Source organism: Streptomyces sp. HB132, from assembly GCF_016909575.1.
In the GTDB taxonomy this organism is placed as follows: domain Bacteria; phylum Actinomycetota; class Actinomycetes; order Streptomycetales; family Streptomycetaceae; genus Streptomyces.
Genome location: NZ_JAFBGA010000014.1, coordinates 23,087 through 45,396 on the forward strand (window position 1 = coordinate 23,087; position 22,310 = coordinate 45,396).

The following is a 22,310-nucleotide window of genomic DNA, read 5'->3' on the forward strand; positions in this document are numbered from 1 at the left end:
GGCGGACGGCTACAACCGGGCGATGTCGCGCGGCGTCATCTTGGGGGCCCGACGGGACGGGGTCCGACCCGACAGCATGATCAGCCGGGTCGCGCGGTGGCGCTGGCCCTCGTACGGCGCGAGGAGCGCCAGCATCTCCTCGTCGTCGGCGTTCCTGTCGCCCGCGAGCGCGTGGCCGACGATGCCCGGCAGGTGAAGGTCGCCGACGGTCACCGCGTCCGCCGCGCCGTTCGAGCGCTGCAGGGTCTCCGCCGCGGTCCACGGGCCGATGCCCGGGATCAGCTGCAGCCGTTCCATCGCCGCGGTGAGCTCCATCGCGGCGGCTTCCTCCATGCGCCGGGCCACCCGGACCGCGCGCAGGATCGTGGCGGAGCGCTTCGCGTCCACGCCCGCGCGGTGCCACTCCCAGGACGGGATCAGCGACCAGGTCCTGGCGTCCGGCATGACGTACAGGCCGTGCGAGCCGAACGCCGCGTCGCTGGGACCGGGGGCGGGGGTGCCGTAGGTGCGGAGCAGCAGCCGCCAGGCGCGGTAGGCCTCGTCGGTGGTGACCTTCTGTTCCAGGATCGACGGGATCAGCGACTCCATGACCAGCCCGGTGCGCAGCAGGCGCAGACCGGGCCGGCTGTGCTGGGTCAGGGCGAGCAGCCGGTGGCGCGGGCGGAAGTCCTCCGGCACGTCGTCGGCGCCGAGCAGTGCCGGGAGCCCGTCCAGCAGCCACTGCGCGCCCGGCCCCCAGGCCGCGGCCGAGACCTGGCGGTCGGCGGACGCCGAGACGCGCAGGGTGCCGGGGCCGGCCGGGGTGCGGGTCGCCCGCCAGTGGGTTCCGTCGGGCAGCGCCCGGTAGGCGGGGTCCGCCGGACCCCGGCGCAGCGGGCTCAGCACGAGCCGCAGATCGACCGGGCCCGGTGGAGTCCAGATCCGGGTCAGTGCCGGGGCGGACACGTCCGCGGCCACCGGCTCCTGGCGGGGCACGGCGGTGGTGCGGGGTACGAAGCGTCCTGCCACGGGTGAGGTCCTCGGTCGTCGGGGGTGCCTGTCGAGGGTAATACCGACGCGGACCGACCACCGGCCGAAGCCGTCCCCGCAGAGGCCGGGACGGTCCCCCACCGGCCGGTGTGGACCGCTCACCGGCCGGTGGGGGGGGGACCGTTCACTGGTCGGACGAGAAGCGGACCGAGGCGTCCGGGAGGATCGCGCCGCACCAGACGCGGATGCCGTCGCGCAGTTCGTTGTCGGCGCCGACCCGGGCTCCGTCGCCGATGACCGCACCCGTGAGGACCGAACGGCTGCCGATGCGGGCGCCCGCTCCGACCAGCGAGTCGGTGATGACCGCGCCCGGTTCGACGACGGCGCCGTCCAGCACGGTGGAGCCCGAGATCCTGGCGCCCTCGCCGATCAGGGCGCCCTCGCCGACGACCGTGCCGCCGGTGAGCTTGGCGTCGGCGGCCACGGAGGCGGTGGGCAGGACGAGCCGGTCACCGCAGCGGCCGGGGACCGCGGGGGACGGGGCGCGGCCCAGGACCAGGTCGGCCGAGCCGCGGACGAACGCCTGCGGGGTGCCGAGGTCCAGCCAGTAGGTGGAGTCCACCATGCCCTGGAGATGGGCGCCGGAGGCCAGCAGCCCCGGGAAGGTCTCGCGCTCCACGGAGACCGGCCGGTCGGCGGGAATCGTGTCGATGACCGACCGCCGGAAGACGTACGCCCCCGCGTTGATCTGGTCGGTGACTATCTCCTCGGGTGTCTGCGGCTTCTCCAGGAAGGCGGTCACCCGGCCCGTGTCGTCCGTGGGCACGAGCCCGAAGGCGCGCGGGTCCTCCACCCTGGTCAGGTGCAGGGAGACGTCCGCTCCGGAGGTGGCGTGCGCCGCGACCAGGGCCCGGATGTCGAGGCCGGTGAGGATGTCCCCGTTGAACACGATGACGGGTTCGTCCGGGCCGGAGACCAGGCGCGACGCCACGTTCCTGATGGCCCCGCCGGTACCGAGGGGTTCGTCCTCGGTGACGTACTCGATGGAGAGGCCGAGCGACGAACCGTCACCGAAGTACGGCTCGAATACCTCCGCCAGGTAGGACGTCGCGAGCACGATGTGCTCCACCCCGGCCGCCCGGGCACGCGCCAGTTGGTGCGTGAGGAACGGCACCCCCGCCGCCGGGACCATCGGCTTGGGGGTGTGCACCGTGAGCGGACGCAGCCGGGTGCCCTTGCCACCGACCAGGAGGATCGCTTCTTTTGCCTCTGTCACAGCACTGTCTCTGCTTCCTGCTGGGGCCGGGCCTCGTTTCGGCTGGCCAGTGTATGCAGACCGTTCGGAGCCTCCCGGTCAGCGGCCCTGCAGCTTCGCCGAACTGGTGCGGGCGGTGCCGAGCTTCTTGTAGAGACGGATTCCGGGGCATTCGGTTGCGAACCCGTCGCGGTGCCCGGAGATGACGTTGAGTCTGGCCTTCGCGCCCTTCTTGTACTTTCCGCTGCCGCCGGAGACGAGCGTGACCTTTCCCTTGGGATTACGGCCGAACAGGCCGAGCTTCCAGGCGGTGAGCTTGGCGATCGCCGTGACCGCGGCGGCGGGCGGGTTCTTCGAGCTGTACGTCCCGAGTACCGCGATGCCCATGCTGTTCGAGTTGAACCCGAGGGTGTGGGCCCCGAGGACCGGCTTCGTCACGCCCCCCGCCCTCCCTTCGTAGATCTTTCCGCACTTGTCGACGGCGAAGTTGTAGCCGAAGTCGCGCCAGCCGCTGCTCTTGACGTGGTAGCGGTAGATGCTGCGCAGGACGGAGGGCGCCTGGGCGCAGGTGTAGTTGTTGCCGGTGGCGCTGTGGTGCACGAAGGCGGCCTTGACGGTCGAGGTGTAGGCGAAGGCGCGCTCCCGCAGGCTCTCGTCGGCGCCCCAGCCCTTGCGCGTGACGATCCCCGGGCGCGGTCCCACGAAGGGCTTGGCTCCCGCCCCGACGACCGCCTGCTCCTCCGACTCGGCCTTGCTCAGAGCGGTGATCTCGGTGGCGCCCAGCGGGGCGAGGTCGGCGTTGACCGCGGAGCTCTCGGCCGCGGCCATGGTGAGACCGGCGGACTCCGGGAGCACGGCCGTCGCGGGCGTCGCGCTGCCGGCCGACGAGGTACCGGCGGTGACGGCGGACGAGGTGCCGGGGGCCGGGGTGCCCTCGGCGCGCGGTTCCACGGGGTCCTCGCCCGGGTCGACGAGTTCCACCTGGAGGCCCGCGGGGAGGGGGGAGGTGTCGGGGGCGCCGCTTCGCGGTCCCGCGTTCTCGGAACGTACGCGCACCTCGACGCCGTCGGAGTCGCCGACCCAGAGGGGGGCGGTGGAGCCTCGCACCCTGCCCGAATCGCGTTCGGGGGTGCCGGGGTCGGCGGCGTGGTCGGTGTTGTGGGTCTCCAGTGACTGCCACCCGGACCACTTGGCGGTGCCGGTCGCGCGGGTGCGGACCTGGACGGTGCCGTGCAGTTCGGCGTCGGCGTCGTCCCAGACAACGCCCACGAGCGAGAAGCGGTGCGCGTCACGCCGGAGCAGCCCTCGTGCGGCCGGAGGCGTCATGGACTCGGTGGGTCTACCGGTGGCCCGGGGGGTCGCGTCGGCGAGTGGCCGAAGCGGCAGGGACTGGGTCGAACCCGCGGGTTCGGCGGGGGCGGCCGCGGGCGCCTGTGCGACCGGGGAGAGGGCGGGGGCGGCGGGGGCGGGTGCGGCGAGCGGGAGGGTGAGTGCCGTCGCACAGGTGACGCCGATCGAAGTTGCAAGAAGTGCACGCATATAGGAAATCTTTGACAGAGTCCGGCAATCCCGGCTACTGGAGTAAAGCCGCTCCAGCTGACGCACCGTCTGCCGAACCGGTGTACGGGGCACCCGTCACCCCGGCCGGGCCGCGGGCGCCGCGTACCCTTGCGCGGATGAACGCCAGTGATCGCACCCCGGCCGACCTGCTGCGATCCGCGCTCGCCGCGGACCCCGCCCGCCCCCTCGTCACCTTCTACGACGACGCAACCGGAGAGCGCGTCGAACTGTCGGTGGCCACCTTCGCCAATTGGGTGGCCAAGACCGCCAATCTGCTCCAGGGCGACCTGGCCGCCGAGCCGGGTGACCGGCTCGCCCTGCTGCTCCCGGCCCACTGGCAGTCGGCCGTCTGGCTCCTCGCCTGCTCGTCGGTGGGCGTCGTCGCCGAGGTGCAGGGCGACCCGGCGGCGGCCGATCTGGTCGTGAGCGGGCCGGACACGCTCGACCGGGCCCGCGCCTGCCGCGGCGAGCGGGTCGCGCTGGCCCTGCGGCCCATGGGAGGCCGGTTCCCGCAGCCGCCCGAGGGGTTCGCGGACTACGCGGTGGAGGTGCCGGGCCAGGGCGACCGTTTCGCGCCGTACGCCCCGGTGGACCCGGGTGCACCCGCGCTGACCGTCGGCGGTGCCGGCCTGACGGCGGACCAGCTGGTGGCACGGGCCCGCGAGGACGCGGCCGGTCTGGGACTCGGCCCGGGCTCCAGGCTGCTGACGGGCCGTACGTACGACACCTGGGAGGGTCTGTCCGCCGGGCTCTTCGCGCCGCTGGCGGCCGGGGGCTCCGTGGTCCTGTGCCGTCACATGGACCACCTGGACGGCAGCGGTCTGGCCAAACGCGTCGAGAGCGAGCGGATCACCGCCACCGCGGTATGACAAGCACCCCGAGGGCCACTCGTCCGGCCCATGGCGGGCCGAGCCCCCGGGACTGAGCTCCGACGGCGGTACATGATCGTGCGGTACGGAGCACCGCCGGGAACGTCGTCCGGATGCACAACCAAGCGTGAGGTTCAGCCGTCTACTTCTGCGACCGGCGGCCCATCGCGCCGCCGAACGTGAAGGATGGACGCAGACGTGAGCGACAGTCCCGGCACCCCGTCCGAGCCGGACCGCCCGGAACCCCCGGCCGGGGGCGGGCCGGACGGGCCGCGGGACGTATCCGGTTCGGCCCCCCGGGACGACGCCCCCGCCGGGGCACCGGGGGCCGACGGCAACGGACCGGAGCCCGGGGCCGACGGCGGCTCCGCGCCCGGGACCTGGGGTGAGCGGCCCGAGCGCGGAGCTGGGGACGGCGGGCGCCACTGGCTCCGCTGGGGCGCTCTCGCCGCCTCGTTCCTCGTGCTGGTCGCGGCCGGGGCCGGCTGGTGGCTGTACAAGAAGCTCGACGGCAACATCACGACCGACACGAGCGCCGCGGCCGAGCTCAAGGCGTACGAGAAGGAGCGACCGCTGCCGATCGCGCGGGACGCCAGGAACATCCTGCTCATCGGCTCCGACACCCGCTCCGGGGAGAACAGCGCCTACGGGCGTGACGACGGTGGCAGCCAGCGCTCGGACACCACGATCCTCCTGCACCTCGCGGCCGACCGCCGGAGCGCGACGGCGGTGTCGATCCCACGCGACCTGATGGCCGAGATCCCGAGCTGTCACACGGACGACGGCAAAACGACGAAGAAGCAGTTCGCCCAGTTCAACTGGGCCTTCGAGCTCGGCGGCACGGCCTGCACGATCCGTACGGTCGAGAAGATGACGGGCATCCGCGTCGACCACCACATGGTGATCGACTTCAACGGCTTCAAGGACATGGTCGACGCCGTGGACGGTGTCGAGGTGTGCCTCAAGGAGCCGGTCGACGACGACGACGCCCATCTCAAGCTCCCCGCGGGGCGCCAGAAACTCGACGGCGAGGAAGCCCTGGGGTACGTACGGGCCCGCAAGTCGATCGGCGACGGCAGCGACACCGAGCGCATGGACCGTCAGCAGAAGTTCCTGGGGGCCCTCGTCAACAAGATGCAGAGCAACGGCGTGCTGCTGAACCCGACACGGCTCTACCCGGTGCTGGACGCGGCGACCAAGTCGCTGACCACGGACCCGGGCCTGGACTCGCTGAGGGACCTGTACGACCTCGTGCGCGGCATGCGGAACGTGCCGACCGAGAAGGTGCAGTTCCTGACCGTGCCCCGGACGGCGTACCACCTCGACCCGAACCGCGACGAACTCGTGCAGCCGGACGCGGAAAGGCTGTTCACCCAGCTGCGCAAGGACGAGCCCGTCGCGGTCGTCCCCCCCGACACGAACGACGCCGGGGATGCACAGGCGGATCACAGCTCCGAGACGGATCCGTCCGGCGGGAAGCCCGGCGACACGGACGGAAGTCCGACCCCCGCCCCCACCTATTCGGGGTCGAATGCGGCGGACGACCTGTGCGGCTCGTAAAACAATTGCCAAGCCATGGACGGCAATCGGAGCGGAATAGGCGTAATGCCCGGTTGTAAGGAGCGTGGAATGTGTCACGCGCGCCCCCTGTGGCCTATTCCGCCGGATAGTGTGACGCGATCCGGTGCTCACGGCCATCAGGCCGCGCCTGGCCATCAGGCCGCGCACGGCCGGAACGAGCCATCGAGCGCCCTGAAGGGGGCGCGCCTCGCGTGGCACCGACGGAGGATTCAGGCAACCGTGGACGCGCATAGCCGTGGGCGGGCGGACGAGACCGATCCCGCCGACCAGTGGGTGCTCAACCAGCAGACCGGCAATTACGAATTGCGACCGAACCACTCCGGAGGAGAGTCGCCCGGTCCTTCCCGCACACCGCGCCGGTCCGGTGGCCGGGGTGAATTCGTGACGCCCCCCGGCGAGGTGCCCGCCCAGCGGGCCCGCCGTCCCGCCGGGAACGGCCGCGGCCACGGGTCGCCGGACGCCCGCCGGGGCCGCGTGCAGCCGAAGTCGCGCCGGCGGAAGGCCCTGCTGGTGTCCGGCGGAGTCATGGCCTTCGTGATCGTCGCGGGAACGGCGGGGGCCTACGCGCTCTACCAGAAGCTCAACGGCAACCTCGACACCGTCGACGTCGGTGACGCGGGCAGCAAGAACATCGCGTCCGACGGTCCGCTCAACATCCTGATCATCGGCACGGACAAGCGAACCGGCGAGGGCAACGAGGGCTACGGCGACAAGGGCAGCACGGGCCACGCCGACACCAACATCCTCTTCCACGTCTCCGCCGACCGCACCAACGCCACGGCGATGAGCATCCCCCGGGATCTGATGACGGACATCCCGGACTGCGCCACCAGGCAGGCGGACGGTTCGGAGAAGGTCGTACCCGGCTCGCGGAACGTGCGTTTCAACGTCAGCCTCGGCCAGGAGGGGCGCGACCCGGGCTGCACGATGCGCACGGTCAAGAAGATCACCGGTCTGTCGGTCGACCACTTCATGATGGTCGACTTCAACGCGGTCAAGACGCTCTCCACGGCCGTCGGCGGCGTCGAGGTCTGCCTGGACAAGGCGGTCAAGGACCCCGACTCGCACCTCGACCTTCCGGCGGGCGTGTCCACCGTCGAGGGGGAGGACGCGCTGGCCTTCGTCCGCACCCGGCACAGTTTCGGGAACCAGAGCGACCTCGACCGGATCAAGGTCCAGCAGCAGTTCATCGGCTCGATGATCCGCCGGATGAAGTCCGACGACACACTGACCGACCCGGGCAAGCTCTACGATCTCGCCGACGCGGCGACCAAGGCGCTCACCGTCGACTCCGGCATCGGGTCGATCAAGAAGCTGACGTCGCTCGGCCAGGAACTCGGCAGGATCGACACCAAGAACATCACCTTCGTCACCATGCCGGTGAAGGACAACCCGGCCGAACCGACGCCGGTCACCGTGGTCGTGGATCCGCGGAAGTCGCGGCAGCTCTTCGCGCTGATGCGCTCCGACACCTCCCTCACGGAGGTGAAGAAGAAGGAGAAGGCGGAGAAGAGCAAGCGGGAAGCGGTCCTCGATGGCAGCAGGGCCGAGGCCGCGGACATCCGTGTCGACGTCCTCAACGGCGGGGACATCGCCGGTGCGGCGAGCGCGACCGTCACCTGGCTGCAGAACGAACAGGGTGTCCCGCAGGCGGCGAACAAGGCGAACGCCCCGGCGAAGATCGAGAAGACGACGCTGGCGTACGCGCCGGGGCAGGCGGACCGGGCCCGCACCCTCGCGGACATCATGGGGCTGCCCGCCTCCGCGCTCAAGCAGGGAACAGCCGGCACCGGGCTTCAGGCGATGGTGCTGACCCTGGGAGCGGACTACGAGGGCGTGGGGGTGCCCCTCACCGGTTCGGCGGAGGCGCCGGAAGACATGCAGAGAGCAAGCGCCGACAAGGCGGAATGCGCGAAGTGACGACGGGTCGTCGCGCCACAGCGGAATTCTGAGGAGCAGGGGGGTCCTGGTGGGACGGAGCAGCATGCGCGGGGAGGGGACACGGGCGCGCGGCAGGCACGACGGGCCGCCGGGCGACGGCGGCGACGCGTCGGCCGCCCGGGCCGGGCAAAGCGGTCACGGCCGGCGGGAGCGGTCCGCCGCGCCGGAGGGCGGACATCCCCCCTCCGGACCCAACCGTCGTGCCCGGAGGGCGGCCGCGGGCGGAAAGCGACGCGTACTGCGCTGGGTGGCTTCCGTGCTCGCGCTGCTGATACTCGGCACCGGCGGCGCCGGTTACCTGTACTACAAGCACCTCAACGGCAACATCAGGAAAGAGGATCTGACTCTCGGCGACAAGGAGATGGCCGACCACAAGGCCAACGCCGCCGGACAGACACCCCTCAACATCCTGCTCATCGGATCGGACGCCCGGGACTCCAAGGCCAACCAGAAGTTGGGCGGCGCGAAGGAGACCTTCGGAGGCACGCCGCTCGCCGATGTGCAGATGCTGCTCCACCTGTCCGCGGACCGCAGCAACATCTCGGTCATCAGCATGCCGCGCGACACCATGCTGAAGATGCCCAAGTGCACCGACCCCGACACCGGTGACGTCTACCGGGCCAGCACGGTCGACGTGCAGACCAACGAGAGCCTGGGGCGCGGCGGCCCGGGGTGCACGGTGGCCGCCTGGTACGAGCTCACCGGCATCACCATCGACCACTTCATGATGATCGACTTCGCGGGCGTGGTCTCCATGGCCGACGCGGTCGGCGGCGTCCCGGTCTGTGTCGACGCCAACATCTACTCGCACACCAGCCAGGGCAAGGGGTCCGGGCTGAAGCTGAAGGAGGGCACCACCTCCGTCAAGGGCAAGCAGGCCCTCCAGTGGCTGCGCACCCGCTACGGCTTCGAGGACAACACCGACCTCGGCCGGACCAAGGCCCAGCACCAGTACCTGAACTCGATGGTCCGCGAGCTGCGCAAGGGCACCAAGCTGAGCGACCCCGGAAAGCTGATGGACCTCGCCGAGGCGGCCACCAGCGCGCTGACGGTCGACAAGGGCCTCGACACGGTCAAGAAGCTGTACGACCTGGCCGAGGAGCTCAAGAAGGCCCCGACCGACCGCATCACCATGACGACCATGCCGAACGTCTACGGCACGGGGCAGTTCAGCGGTCGGGTGTACCCCAAGGCCGACGAGGCGGAGCAGGTCTTCCGGATGATCCGCGAGGACATCCCGCTGGACGGCAAGGCGTCAAAGCGCAAGACGCCCGTCGTCGCGGACCGGGCCGCCCCGGACGCCGAGATAGCGGTCAGCGTGCGCAACGCGACCTCCACGGACGCCCTCGGCCCGGCCCAGGGCCGGGCGAGCACGGTCAAGGACCTGCTCACGGAGGCGGGCTTCGCCAGGGCCTCGGTCGACTCGCAGAACGTCGAACCGGTAGCCAGAACCGGCGTCCTGTATCCCAGCGCTGACCTGGAGGGAGACGCGCAGGCGGTCGCGAAGGCGCTCGGGATCCCGGTGTCCCAGGTGAAGAAGTCGACCGACGTCTCGGGCGTCGTCCTGTCCGTGGGAGCCGACTGGCGCAAGGACGAGGCGTACCCGGCCAAGGCCGCGGAGGAGAAGACGCCGGACTCGGCGAACCCGCTGAACGGCGCGGACGAGAAGGCCTGCATGAAGGTCAACCCGGGCTTCACCTTCTGACGCACGTGGAGGGGGAGGGCCCCGCCGGCGACGGCGGGGCCCTCCCCCTCCACGTAGGACTCCGTGTGTGCGGCGGTCAGACCGTCTGCTCCCGGACGGCCGGACGACGGCTGGCGATGACCTTCTTCGCCAGCGAACGGGGGCTGGTCAGGAAGCCGTATCCCCACGACATGTGCATGGTGGCCAGGGCCACCGGGATCTGCGCCCGCGCCTTCAGCGACAGGCCCTTCCCGGCCGGCAGCGAGCCGGCGACGATCGCCGCGGCGTACCCGACCGGCACGACGAACGCCCACGGGGTGACGGCGGCACCCACGACGATTCCGGCCGCTATCGCGCAGACGGCGGCCGGCGGGGCCAGGTAGCGCAGGTTGATCGAGCCGGAGTGGTAGCGGGCCACGACGTGGCGCCAGCGGCCGTACTCTTTGTACTGCTTGGAGAGGGCCCGGACGCTGGGCCGCGGGCGGTACTGCACCTTCAGCTCCGGCGAGAACCAGATCAGGCCGCCGGCCTCGCGGATGCGGAAGTTGAGCTCCCAGTCCTGGGCGCGGACGAACTCCACGTTGTAGCCCTCGGCGCGCTCGAGCGCCTCGCGGCGGAAGACCCCCAGATACACGGTCTCGGCCGGGCCCGCCTTCCCTCCGGTGTGGAAGGCCGCGTTGCCGACGCCGATCTTCGACGTCATCGCGGCGGCGACGGCGTCCTCCCAGGCGTTCTCGCCCTCGGCGTGCATGATGCCGCCGACGTTCTGCGCGCCGGTCTCCTCCAGGAGCCGCACGGCGGTCGCGATGTAGTTCGGCGAAAGCATGCCGTGGCCGTCCACCCGTACCACGATCGGGTGATGTGACGCCTTGATCGCGGCGTTGAGCGCGGCGGGGGTGCGGCCGGTCGGGTTGGGGACGGTGTGGACCCGGGAGTCCTCCCGGACCAGCTCGGCAGCGATTTCGTCCGTACGGTCGTTCGAGGGGCCGAGGGCGATCACCACCTCCATCTCACCGGCGTACTCCTGCTCCAGGATGTGCCGGACCGAGTTCCTGAGATGGCGTTCCTCGTTGAGCACCGGCATGATCACGGAGACGGCGGGGTACTGCGCGGCAGACATGTGGTCCTCGGGGGTCCTCGGGGGTCCTCGGGGGATTTCGCACCCCGGGAGGCGGCGTGATTCGGCCGCCACGTTACCGCGAACGGGGGACAGCGGCGCGCGCCGCCGTACCTCATCCCGGTCCGCAGATCGTATGGGCCTACCGTGCGAAAGTCCTACTCGCACCGCGGAGGTGTCCCTCGTGCCCACGCCGCACCGATCGCCCCGTCCCCCACACCCCCGCACCGCTCCCCCGCAGCGCAGAGCTCCTCGGCAGCCCGCGTCCGGCGACCGGAAACGCAGCCGGGCCGGCAGCGGGCGGAAGCCGCCGCCCCGGTGGGGCATGCGGGTCGTCACCGGGCTGTCCGTGCTGGTGCTCGGCGCCGGCGGGATCGGCCATGCCGTCGTGAGCGGTCTGGAGACGGGGATCGACCGGGTCGACCCGTTCAAGGACATGAAGAACCGCCCCCGCGGCGGCCACGGCATGAACTTCCTGCTCGTCGGTACCGACGGCCGCGACAGGATCAGTCCGGAGGAGAAGAAGAAGTACAAGCTGGGCGGCGCCCCCTGCCACTGCACAGACACCCTGATGCTCGTGCACCTCTCCGCCGACAAGCAGCGGGCCAGCGTCATCAGCCTGCCGCGTGACAGCTACGCCGAGCTCCCCGCCCACACCGACGGCACCACCGGCAAGGAGCACTCCCCGCACCCGGTGAAGCTGAACGCCGCCTACGCCGAGGGCGGGCCTCAGCTCACGGTGCGGACCGTCGAGCAGATGACGGGCGTCAAGATCGACCACTACCTGGAGGTCGACTTCACCAGCTTCATGAAGACGGTCGACACCCTGGGCGGGGTGGAGATCTGCACCGCCAAGCCGCTCAAGGACTCCTACACGGGACTGAACCTGGCGGCAGGCACCCACAGGCTCGACGGCGGGCAGGCCCTCCAGTACGTGCGCTCCCGGCATCTCGACGGGGCGGCCGACCTGGGCCGGATGCAGCGCCAGCAGAAGTTCATGGCCGCGCTGATCAAGCAGACGACCAGCAGCGGTGTCCTGATGAACCCCATGAGATTCCATCAGGTGGCCACGTCGATGCTCGAGTCGGTCCGCGCCGACAAGGGCTTCGGGACGGAACAGATGCTCGGGCTCGGCAAGGCCCTGCGCGGCTTCACCCCTGCCTCGTCCGAGTTCGCCTCCGTCCCCTTGGAGGAGAAGGGTTTCCAGGTCAAGGGGATCGGCTCCACGGTGAAGTGGGACGCCGTGAAGTCGAAGAAGATGTTCCAGGCGCTGCGCGAGGACAGATCGCTCGCCCCGCACCAGCCGAAGCAGCCCGAGGCGACGCTCGTCGACGTGGCCCCGGAGCAGATCCGGGTGCAGGTCTACAACGGGACGCCTAGGGACGGGCTCGGCCAGGACGTCGACGCGGCGCTGCGCGGAACCGGTTTCGACACCACCCGCGCCCCGCTGAACGGCGGACCGAAGGATCTCCGACGGACGCTGGTCAGCTACGACCCGCGCTGGGACCGGTCGGCGAAATCCCTGGCCACCGCACTGCCCGGGTGCGAGTTGAAAGCGGTGCAGGGGCAGGGCGGGACGATGAAGGTCACGGCGGGCTCGGACTTCACCAAGGTGCAGCGGGTGAAGGCCGAGGATCCGCAGCGCGGCGAGTTCGGCACCGTGACGGGCGACCAGGTGGTCTGCCCCTGACGGTCCGTGGGGCGGCGTCGTCGGTGGGAGGTTACGGACATCATCGTGCCCGGTATGCACCACTTTGACAGTCCGTAACCGTCCACCGGTCGAATCGATCGGGATCGGGACGGCCCTCAGTCGTCGATGCCCTCGGCGGCACGCCGCTCACGCAGCTCCTTGATGGCACGCCGCCTGGCGAGGCGGTGCGTGCGCCGGATCTGCGCCTCCTGGTAGCGGCGCTTGTCACGCTCGGTCTCCGGGGCCACCTGCGGTACGCGGCGCGGCTTGCCCTCCTCGTCGACCGCCGCGAACACCAGATAGGCACTCCCGACCTGCTGCGCCGGGGTCGACTCGTTCCACCGCTCCGCCATGACGCGGACGCCGACCTCCATCGAGGAGCGGCCGGTCCAGTTCACCTGGGCTCGGACGTGAACAAGGTCACCGACGCGCACCGGCTCCAGGAAGACCATCTCGTCCATGGAGGCCGTCACGGCCGGGCCACCGGAGTGCCGGCCCGCGACCGCCCCCGCCGCGTCATCGACCAGCTTCATGATCACACCGCCGTGCACCGTACCCAGGAGGTTGGTGTCGTTGCCGGTCATGATGTGGCTGAGGGTGGTCCGGGAGGCCGAGGTCGGCTTGACCGGAACATCACCCTCCGGTGTCTGGGGCTGATCTGTCATGCCGTCCACCTTATGCGGGGGCTTGCACCCGTCCGCATTGCATCAGCTTCGCAACAGCCGTGCCCCGATCTCCCGTACACCCTGTAAGAGGCACTGGTCGAGACGGCACACTGGTCGGCATGAGCGATTGGCCCGAAGGACGCAACGGCGGACCCGACGAGCGCTACGGACGTGGCAGTGCGAGCCCGCGGCCCGAGAGCGCCCGCGCCATGCCGCACGTCCGGCGGCGCCCCGCGCCGCCGCAGTCCCCGCCCCACATCCCGCCCCAGCAGGGCCAGGGGTACGGCGGTCACGGCGAGGCCCCCGGCTACGACAGCGGCTACAACACGGGCCAGGTCTACGGCGGCGGCGGTCAGGGTGGCGGCGGCCGTGGCGGTGACAGCGGTTACGTCCAGCCCCGCCCCGCCCCGAACTGGGGCCGGCGCCTCAAGGTCGGCACCCTGACCCTCGTGGTCGCGCTGCTCGCGGTCTCCATCGGCACGTACTTCTGGGCCGACGGCAAGCTCAAGCGCGAGGTCGACCTCTCCAAGGTCATCGAGCGCCCCTCCGAGGGCGACGGCACGAACTACCTGATCGTGGGCTCCGACAGCCGCGAGGGCATGACGGCCGAGGACAAGAAGAAGCTGCACACCGGCTCCGCCGAGGGCAAGCGGACCGACTCGATGATGATCCTGCACGACGGCTCCAACGGCCCGACGATGATCTCCCTGCCCCGCGACTCCAACGTCGAGATCCCCAGCTTCGTCGGTTCCGAGTCCGGCAAGAAGTTCGTGGGGACGGGCCGCACGACGAAGCTGAACGCCGCGTACGCCGAGGACGGCCCGGAGCTGCTGGTCCGCACCGTCGAGTTCAACACCGGGCTGCGCATCGACCACTACGTCGAGATCGGCTTCGGCGGCTTCGCCAACATCGTGGACGCCATCGGCGGCGTCGAGATGGACATCCCCAAGGCGTTCAAGGACAAGAAGTCCGGCGCCGACTTCCAGGCCGGCAAGCAGACGCTGAACGGCGAGCAGTCCCTCGCCTTCGTCCGCACCCGGTACGCGTTCGCCGGCAGCGACCTGGACCGCACGAAGAACCAGCAGAAGTTCCTCGCGGCCCTGGCCTCCCAGACGGCGACCCCGTCGACGATCCTCAACCCGTTCAAGCTCTACCCGACGATGGGCGCCGGCCTGGACACGCTGGTCGTGGACAAGGACATGTCGCTCTGGTCGCTCGGCAACATGTTCTTCGCGATGAAGGGCGTCACGGGCGGCGAGGGCACGTCGATGAACATCCCGCTCTCGGGCCAGAGCGTGAACGGCAACCTGGTCTGGGACAAGGACAAGGTCAAGCAGCTCGTGGAGCAGCTGAAGAACGACGAGAAGGTCACGGTCAAGGGCAGCTGACCGGCGGTACGCACAGGATCCGGACGGTCCGCCGTCCGGATCTTCCTGTTTCTCCAGCGCGTCTGTTTTTGCCCTCTAAGCTTCCCCGGAGGGGTCGGCTACGCAGCGTTTCTCGCGCAGCCGTGAGACGAGATCAGGGGTGCCATCGATGACGGACGTGACCGTAGGGGCAGCACAGCCCGAAGCCGACATCGACGGGGAACCGACCGTGCCCGCCCACGGTCAGCTCGTCACCGTGCGGAACCGCCCCTGGGTCGTCACGGAGGTCTCCCGCTCCGCCGTCTCCTCCGAGGACCCGGCCCGTACGGCGGGAGCTTCGGCACCGCATCTGGTAGCCCTGGTCTCCGTCGAGGACGATGCCCGGGACGAGGAGCTCCGGGTCGTGTGGGAGCTGGAGCAGGGCGCGGTGGTCCACCAGCAGTACGAACTGCCCTCCCCGGCCGCCGGCATCGATGCCCCCGACCGTCTGGACGCGTTCCTCGACGCGGTGCGCTGGGGCGCGATCGCGTCAGCCGACAAGACCGCCCTTCAGGCACCCTTCCGGTCCGGTGCCGAGATCCAGGACTACCAGCTGGCGCCCGTCGTCCGTGCCCTCTCCATGCCGCGTACGAACCTGCTGATCGCGGACGACGTCGGTCTCGGTAAGACCATCGAGGCCGGCCTGGTCATGCAGGAGCTGATGCTCCGCCACCGGGCCCGCACGATGCTGATCGTCTGTCCTTCCGGTCTGACCCTGCAGTGGCAGGACGAGATGCGGGACAAGTTCGGCCTGGACTTCCGCATCGTCAACAGCGCGCTGCTCAGGGAGCTCCGCCGCACGCACGGCCCGTACACCAACCCCTGGACCCACTATCCGCGGCTGATCGTCTCGGTGGACTGGCTGAAGCGTGACCGGCCGCTGCGCATGTTGCGGGAGGTCCTGCCGCACCTTCCCGAGTACCCGCGCGCCTTCGACATGCTCGTCGTCGACGAGGTGCACACCTGCGCACCGTCCGGGACCGGCCGGTACGCCGTCGATTCGCAGCGTACGAACGCGATCCGCACCCTCGCGCCGCACTGCGAGCACCGTCTCTTCCTCTCCGCGACCCCGCACAACGGCTTCCTGGAGTCGTTCACCGCCCTCCTGGAGCTCCTGGACGACCACCGTTTCGCCCGTGGGGTGAAGCCCTCCGACGAGCAGTTGCGCCGCGTCATGGTGCGGCGTCTCAAGTCGGAGCTACCGAAGACGTGGGACGGCAAGGCGCGCTTTCCGGAGCGGGTGCCGCACGCCCTTGAGGTGCGGTACGCGGACGAGGCGCGCGCCGCGTACGCGAAGCTGTCGGCCTACGCGCGCTCCCGCCGCGAGGCCGGTGACGGCGCTGCCGCCCGCACGGCCTCGGACTTCGTGACGACCCTGCTCAAGAAGCGGTTCCTCTCCTCCCCCAAGGCTTTCGCCGAGACGATCGACGTCCACCTGGAGACGATGACGAAGGGGCCGAAGGCCGAGCAGGCCCCGAGCGAGAAGGTGCTGCGTCCGCTCATCGAGCGGGTGGAGGAGACCGCGGAGAGCGACGAGGACCACGCCGAGGCGGCCGAGCGGGCGCTGACCGCGGTGCGCCAGGCCTCGCGCACGCTGTCCACCGCCGAGCACACCCAGCTGAAGGAGCTGTCGGTGTGGGCGCGTACGGCCACCAAGCGGCCGGACGCCAAGTTCGTCGCCCTGCGCGGCTGGCTCGACTCCATCGTCTGCAAGAACGGTCCGGCCGGGGACTGGGAGCCGGACCGGGTGATCATCTTCACCGAGTACCGCGACACCCAGCGCTGGCTCTTCGACCGGCTGATCGCCGCCGGATACCCGGCGGACCGGATTGCCCAGCTGTACGGCGGCCAGAAGCCGGACGAGCGCGAGCACATCAAGACGGTCTTCCAGGAGGACCCGTCCCTTTCGCCGGTCCGCATCCTGCTCGCCACGGACGCCGCCAGTGAGGGCATCAACCTCCAGGCCCACTGCCACCGGCTCCTGCACTGGGAGATCCCGTGGAATCCCAACCGCCTGGAGCAGCGCAACGGCCGTATCGACCGGCACGGGCAGCGGGCGGACCAGGTGGACGTCTTCCACTTCGTCCCCGAGGGCTGGCAGGGGTTCAGCGCGGCCGAAGACGACGACCCGAACTCCCGGCACGAGGACGGCACCCTGGAGGACGAGCTCCACTTCCTGGCCGTCGCCGCACGCAAGACGGAGCAGATCCGCGAGGACCTCGGCAGTGCCGGTGAGGTGATCGCCGCGCAGGTCGAGCAGAAGATGCTGGGCCGGCGCTCCGACTGGACCACGGCCGACGCCGAGATCAGCAGGCGCTCGGGGCAGGCCGTCCTCAAGGTGGACCGGGACCTCGCCAAGGAGCTGGAGAAGCTGGTGGCGGAGCTCGCCGGCAGCCGCGACACCCTGCACCTCACGCCCGAGACCGTGGAACGCGTCGTGCGAACGGGCCTTCAGCTCGCGCACCGCAAGGACCTCACCGAGATCCCCGACCCCGCGGGCGGCGACTCCCCCGCGCGCTGCTTCCGGCTCCCCGAGCTCCCCGGCGCCTGGGCGCACGCCCGCAACGACGGGCTGCGCCATCCGCTGACCGGCCGGGAGCGCCCGGTGGTCTTCGACGAGCGGGACGCCCGCCGGCGCACGGACGTGGTCCTGCTGCACCTGGGCCACCGCCTCGTCCAGATGTGTCTGCGGCTGCTTCGCGCCGAGCTGTGGTCGGACGGCCGGAGAGCAAAGCTGTCCCGGGTCACCGCCCGCGTGGTCCCGGGTGATCTGCTGCGTACGCCCGCCGTCGTCGCCCATGGCCGGGTGGTCATCTCCGGTCGTGGCGGCACCCGCCTCCACGAGGAGATCATTACCGCCGGGGGTGCGATCACCGGCGGCAAGCTGGAGACCGCACGGCAGGAGGAGCTGGATGCCTGGCTCGCCGCCGCGTCCGAGGAACTGCCCGCAGCGGACGTGACCGACCGGCTCACCGAGCTCTGGCCGGACCAGCTGAGGGACCGGCTCTCCCGTGCCCTGCGCAACCGTGCCCACACCAGGTTCCGCTCGGTGGAGAAGCTCCTCGCCACCCGGTGCGAGGAGGAGGTGGAGGGCGTACGCAAGGTCCTCGCCGAGCTGGAGCGCTCCATCCGTGACCGCCTCGACGATCACGGATACTGGGAGCAGGGCTCGCTCTTCGACATCGACGACGAGCGCCGCCAGCTCCGCGCCGACCGCGAGGCGCTGGCCGAGCGCCGGGACGCCATCCCCGCGCTGGTCGAGTCCGAGACGCAGGCGCTCCGCAGCCGCTGGGCCGACCCGACGCCCCGCTGGTTCCCCGTCTCCGTCACCTTCCTCGTCCCGTCCGCCCTCGCTCGTGGAGACCGTCGCTGATGCCCCCCGCCAACCGCCGCGCCCCCGTGACGGGACACATCCCCACGCCTGCCGAGCAGCATGAGGAGTGGCTGCGGCTGCTCCGCCCGGACGGTCCGTTCGTCTCGCTGCCGGTTCTGACCGACGTGTTCCCGCAGGGCCTGGACACCGTGCCGCCGGAGACCGTACGGCGGATGCGCCAGGCCTGGGAGGAGGTGCAGGAGGACCCGGCCCTGCTGCGTCATGGCTGGGAGCGGCTGATCCTCGGCGAGCTGCTGGGCTGGACGCCGGGCCTGCGCGAGGGTGCGGCGCTGCCGGAGTCCGTGAGGGCCGGTGCGAACACTCCCGACGCGGTGCTGGTCGGACCGGGCCCGGACGGCTTCTCGGCGCGTGTCCTGTTCTTCCGGACCCCGGAGTGGGGCGGTTCACTGACCCGCGCGAAGGGCGAAACCCCCTCCCTCGTGGACCGGGCCGCGGACCTCGCCCGCTGGCGGGACGTCCCGCTCTCCGTGGCCACCAACGGACGGGAGTGGGCGCTGGTCCACGCCCGCCCCAAGGAGGCCACCACCGTCGCCGTCTTCGACGCCGACCTGTGGCTGGAGGAGCCCCTGCTTCTGCGGGCCTTCGCGAGCCTCCTGCACGTCCGCCGCGCCGCCCTCCCTGCCCTGGACGCCCAGGGTGCGCACACCTTCTCGCTCGCCGCACTGTTCGCCCGGACGGCCGCCCAGCAGGCGGACGTCACCGACACACTCGGCAAGCAGGTCCGCGCGGCCGTCGCGCTGCTGGTGGCCGAGCTGTCCCGCCTGGACCGCGAGGCGAACGGCGAACTGCTCGCCGACGTCGACGCCAAGCCCCTGTACGACAGTGCGCTGACCGTCATGATGCGGCTGGTCTTCCTCCTCTGCGCGGAGGAGCAGCGGCTGCTTCCCTCCGACATCCGCCTCTACGCGAAGTCGTACGCCGTCGCCCCGCTGCACGAGGCCCTGGACGCCGAGCGCTCCCTCCACGGCGGCGAGCTCGGCGACCGCCGGGCTTCCGCCTGGCCGCAGCTGCTCGCCGTCTTCGGAGCGATCCACGGCGGTTCGACCCATGACGAGCTGTGGATTCCGGCGTACGGGGGTTCACTCTTCGATCCGTCCCGATTCCCGTGGCTGGCGGGGGCGAAGGTCACCGACCGGGTCGTGCACAAGATCCTCGACGCGCTCCTCGTCCTGCGCCGCAAGGGCAAGGGCCGCGAGGCCATGTCCTACAAGGGCCTGGACGTCGAGCAGATCGGCCATGTCTACGAGGGTCTACTGGAGTACGGCTGCGAGCGCGCGCACCAGCCGTACGTGGGCGTGGTCCTCGGCCGTGACGGGCAGTACGAGGCGGTGCTGCCGCTGGCCGAGCTGGAGGAGTGGCAGGCGGCCGGGTCGATCGAGCGTGAACTGAAGGAGGCGACGGGCGTCACGTCCGTCGCGCAGGTCCGCAAGGCCCTGGACAAGGCGGGGACCGTCACCGCCGAGCTGCACGCCTCGGCGGGCAACGACGACGAACTGGCGGCGCGCATCGCCCCGTTCGCCGGCCTGGTCGGCGACGACCTGCGCGGCGAGCCGATGGTGTTCCCGGCCGGCTCCATGGTGATGGTCCGCTCCGGCAACCGCCGCAACACGGGGACGCACTACACCCCGAAGAAGCTCGCGGAGGAGGTCGTCGAGCACACGCTCGCGCCGCTGTGCTTCTCCCCGGGCCCGGCCGAGGGTGCAGCCGTCGGCGTGTGGAAGGCGAAGCCGGCCGAGGAGCTGCTGAAGCTGCGGGTGCTGGACCCGGCGATGGGCTCCGGCGCGTTCCTGGTCTCGGCCTGCCGGTATCTCTCGGACCGGGTGGTGGACGCCTGGCTGCGGGACGGCCTGCCGAACGAGGTCCGCCGCGATGTGGGCGAGGACGACCGGGACGAACTGCTGCGGGTGGCACGTCGGCTGGTGGCCGACCGGTGCCTGTACGGGGTGGACCGGGACCCGATGGCGGTGGAGCTGGCCAAGCTGTCGCTGTGGCTGGTCACGCTGGCGAAGGGGCGGCCGTTCTCGTTCCTGGACCACGCGCTGCGCAGTGGGGACTCACTGGTCGGCGTCATCGACGTGGAGCAGATCAAGGCGTTCCATCTGGAGTCGGGCGCACGCCAGTTGAGCCCGGAGGTGTCGCGGGCGTTGGACATCACGGAGACGGTGCTCTCGGAGGCAGCGGCGCTGCGTCGGGAGATCGAGGCGACGCCGGTCCACGACATCCGGAGTGTCCACGCGAAGACGGAGAAGCTGCGGAAGGCGGAGGCGCTGTCCGAGCAGTTGCGGCTGGCGGCCGACGCGGTGGTGGGCGCGGCCCTGGCGGCGGAGGGCATCTCCGACGAGGAGGCGTCCGACCTGACCGGTGAGGAGAAGGTGGGCGGCAAGCGAGGCGCTGCACAGTTCCGGGACGCGAAGGAGAGCGCGAAGGAGCGGGCCTACAACGACCGGCTGGAGTCGGTCGCGGGGCTGGTGGCGACGGCGCTGGAGAAGGAGCGGGCCGATGACAGCCCCGGGACCGGGTGGTCGTACGAGGGCCAGCAGGCGCGGGAGGTGGTGGATCGGTGGCTGAAGGGCGAACGGGCCGCTGCGGTGAGGCCGTTGCACTGGCCGCTGGAGTTCCCGGAGATCATGGGGGTGGGGGGCGCGTCGGGGTTCGACGCGATCGTGGGGAACCCGCCGTTCATCGGGGGCAAGAAGCTCACGGGAGCGCTGGGAACTGACTACCGGGAGTACTTGGTCAACCGGCTGGCCGGCGGAACTCGGGGGCACGCTGATCTGTGCGCGTACTTCTTGCTGCGGAATCTCGCACTGGCTCCGGGGCGCCGAACGGGGATCATCGCTACGAACACCATTGCTCAGGGGGATACGCGGGAGGTTGGGCTGGATCGGGCCGCAGATGCTGGGTGGGCGGTTTACCGGGCAATCAAGTCGAAGCCTTGGCCGGGAACGGCCGCGTTGGAGGTGTCGCTACTGTGGCTGGGGCGCCCAGACGGGAGCGAGGTCCGGGTGCTTGACGAAGGCCCCGTGAGAGGGATCACCACAGGGTTGGACCCGCAGTCACGAGTTGCTGGCAGGCCTCACCGATTGGTCGCAAACGCGGACCAGTCCTACCAGGGTTCGATCGTCCTTGGGAAGGGATTCATCCTTCAACCTGAGACCGCCCTTGCCCTGATCGAGAAGGACCCGCGCAACAGGGACGTGCTCTTCCCCTATCTCAACGGGGAGGACCTGAACTCGCGACCGGACTACTCGGCCAGCCGGTGGGTGATCAACTTCCACGACTGGTCAGAAGAGACGGCGGCGAGCTATCCGGACGTGTTCGCTATTGCCGAACGAGAAGTGAAGCCGGTCCGGCAGCGAGTCAAGGAGAACGGCACTTACGTACTGCGCAAGCCACTTCCGCATCGCTGGTGGCAATACGCGGACAAGCGACCCGCCTTGGTCAAGGCAACTACTGAATTGACGCAGGTAATTGTGATCGCGCGAGTCAGCAAGACCGGTATCCCTGTGCGCATCCCAACCTGCCAAGTAACAAGCGAGCAGATCATCTCGTTCCCTACCGACAACTCGGCGCAGCTCGCGATCTTGTCAAGCTCCATGCACTACTGGTGGGCCCTTCGGTACTCAGGGGACATGCGCGGCGATCTCCGCTACGCCCCCTCCGACGTGTTCGAAACCTTCCCGCGCCCGCGCGAGACTGCCCGCCTGACCGCAGCGGGAGCGTCGCTAGAGAAGGCTCAGCGCGATGCCATGGCCTCCCGCGCCATCGGCTTGACCAAGCTCTACAACCTGGTTCACTCCGAGGCCGAGCAAGCAAGCGACATAGACGCTGTCCGCGCCGCTCACATCGAAGTGGACGCGGCCGCCGCCGAGGCCTACAGGTGGGGCGGTCTTACTCTGGTGCACGGAGTTCAGGAGACTCCGCGCGGCCCTCGGTTCACCCTCACGCCTGCCCTCCAGACCGAGGTCCTGGACCGCCTCCTGGAGCTGAACCACACTCGTTACCAGGAGGAGCAGAAGGCTGGTCTCCACGTGCCCGGGGCCAGAAAGAAGTCCGCTCCGAAGCGAAAGCCCGCAGCGAAACCGGATCCAACGCCCGACGAAGGCTTCCAGGACGGCTTGTTCGCCCAGCCCGGAGGACTCTTCTGACAACACTGCGGCCCCCGCTGCCGGGCTCAAG

The 22,310-nt window shown here is 70.5% G+C and carries 13 protein-coding genes; 8 read left to right on the forward strand and 5 right to left on the reverse strand.

Features of this window, described 5'->3' with window-relative positions; genetic code table 11:
* Positions 1 to 9: 9 nt before the first annotated feature.
* From JOC24_RS25705 to JOC24_RS25715, 3 genes are all read right to left on the reverse strand, one after another.
* A complete protein-coding gene (locus JOC24_RS25705; RefSeq protein ID WP_205022768.1) occupies positions 10 to 1,008 on the reverse strand; it encodes a DNA-3-methyladenine glycosylase family protein in 999 nt (332 codons plus the stop codon).
* 145 nt (positions 1,009 to 1,153) lie between these two features.
* On the reverse strand, positions 1,154 to 2,245 hold the full coding sequence (locus JOC24_RS25710; RefSeq protein ID WP_205022769.1) for a mannose-1-phosphate guanylyltransferase: 1,092 nt from the start codon (positions 2,243 to 2,245) through the stop codon (positions 1,154 to 1,156).
* Between the two features lie 78 nt (positions 2,246 to 2,323).
* Entirely contained in the window at positions 2,324 to 3,763 is a 1,440-nt protein-coding gene (locus JOC24_RS25715; RefSeq protein WP_205022770.1) for a peptidoglycan recognition protein family protein, read from the reverse strand.
* Positions 3,764 to 3,900: 137 nt separating this feature from the next.
* Between JOC24_RS25715 and JOC24_RS25720 the strand changes: the two genes are divergently transcribed.
* From JOC24_RS25720 to JOC24_RS25735, 4 genes are all read left to right on the forward strand, one after another.
* On the forward strand, positions 3,901 to 4,653 hold the full coding sequence (locus tag JOC24_RS25720) for a TIGR03089 family protein (protein ID WP_205022771.1): 753 nt from the start codon (positions 3,901 to 3,903) through the stop codon (positions 4,651 to 4,653).
* A 186-nt stretch (positions 4,654 to 4,839) separates the two neighbouring features.
* Positions 4,840 to 6,213, forward strand: coding sequence for an LCP family protein (locus JOC24_RS25725; RefSeq protein ID WP_205022772.1), 1,374 nt, complete (start codon positions 4,840 to 4,842; stop codon positions 6,211 to 6,213).
* A gap of 240 nt (positions 6,214 to 6,453) precedes the next feature.
* Entirely contained in the window at positions 6,454 to 8,154 is a 1,701-nt protein-coding gene (locus JOC24_RS25730; RefSeq protein WP_205022773.1) for an LCP family protein, read from the forward strand.
* A gap of 64 nt (positions 8,155 to 8,218) precedes the next feature.
* Positions 8,219 to 9,880, forward strand: coding sequence for an LCP family protein (locus JOC24_RS25735; RefSeq protein ID WP_239580999.1), 1,662 nt, complete (start codon positions 8,219 to 8,221; stop codon positions 9,878 to 9,880).
* 76 nt (positions 9,881 to 9,956) lie between these two features.
* On the opposite strand, the gene JOC24_RS25740 is transcribed toward JOC24_RS25735, so the two are convergent.
* Positions 9,957 to 10,979 (reverse strand): glycosyltransferase family 2 protein, encoded by a 1,023-nt coding sequence (locus JOC24_RS25740; protein WP_205022775.1) that lies wholly within the window; start codon positions 10,977 to 10,979, stop codon positions 9,957 to 9,959.
* Between the two features lie 322 nt (positions 10,980 to 11,301).
* Between JOC24_RS25740 and JOC24_RS25745 the strand changes: the two genes are divergently transcribed.
* The gene (locus tag JOC24_RS25745) at positions 11,302 to 12,666 is read left to right on the forward strand and encodes an LCP family protein (protein WP_205022776.1); all 1,365 of its coding nucleotides are present in this window, start codon (positions 11,302 to 11,304) and stop codon (positions 12,664 to 12,666) included.
* 116 nt (positions 12,667 to 12,782) lie between these two features.
* On the opposite strand, the gene JOC24_RS25750 is transcribed toward JOC24_RS25745, so the two are convergent.
* The gene (locus JOC24_RS25750; RefSeq protein WP_205022777.1) at positions 12,783 to 13,331 is read right to left on the reverse strand and encodes an acyl-CoA thioesterase; all 549 of its coding nucleotides are present in this window, start codon (positions 13,329 to 13,331) and stop codon (positions 12,783 to 12,785) included.
* A 119-nt stretch (positions 13,332 to 13,450) separates the two neighbouring features.
* Here JOC24_RS25750 and JOC24_RS25755 point away from each other — a divergent pair, with 119 nt between their 5' ends.
* The 3 genes from JOC24_RS25755 to JOC24_RS25765 all read left to right on the forward strand — a co-directional run bounded on the left by JOC24_RS25755 (position 13,451) and on the right by JOC24_RS25765 (position 22,279).
* Positions 13,451 to 14,719 (forward strand): LCP family protein, encoded by a 1,269-nt coding sequence (locus JOC24_RS25755; RefSeq protein ID WP_205022778.1) that lies wholly within the window; start codon positions 13,451 to 13,453, stop codon positions 14,717 to 14,719.
* A 148-nt stretch (positions 14,720 to 14,867) separates the two neighbouring features.
* The gene (drmD, locus tag JOC24_RS25760; protein WP_205022779.1) at positions 14,868 to 18,110 is read left to right on the forward strand and encodes a DISARM system SNF2-like helicase DrmD; all 3,243 of its coding nucleotides are present in this window, start codon (positions 14,868 to 14,870) and stop codon (positions 18,108 to 18,110) included.
* Positions 18,110 to 22,279: an Eco57I restriction-modification methylase domain-containing protein gene (locus JOC24_RS25765; protein WP_205022780.1), complete on the forward strand. Its 4,170-nt coding sequence runs from the start codon at positions 18,110 to 18,112 to the stop codon at positions 22,277 to 22,279. The genes drmD and JOC24_RS25765 overlap by 1 nt, the downstream gene beginning before the upstream one ends.
* The last annotated feature ends 31 nt before the right edge of the window (positions 22,280 to 22,310 follow it).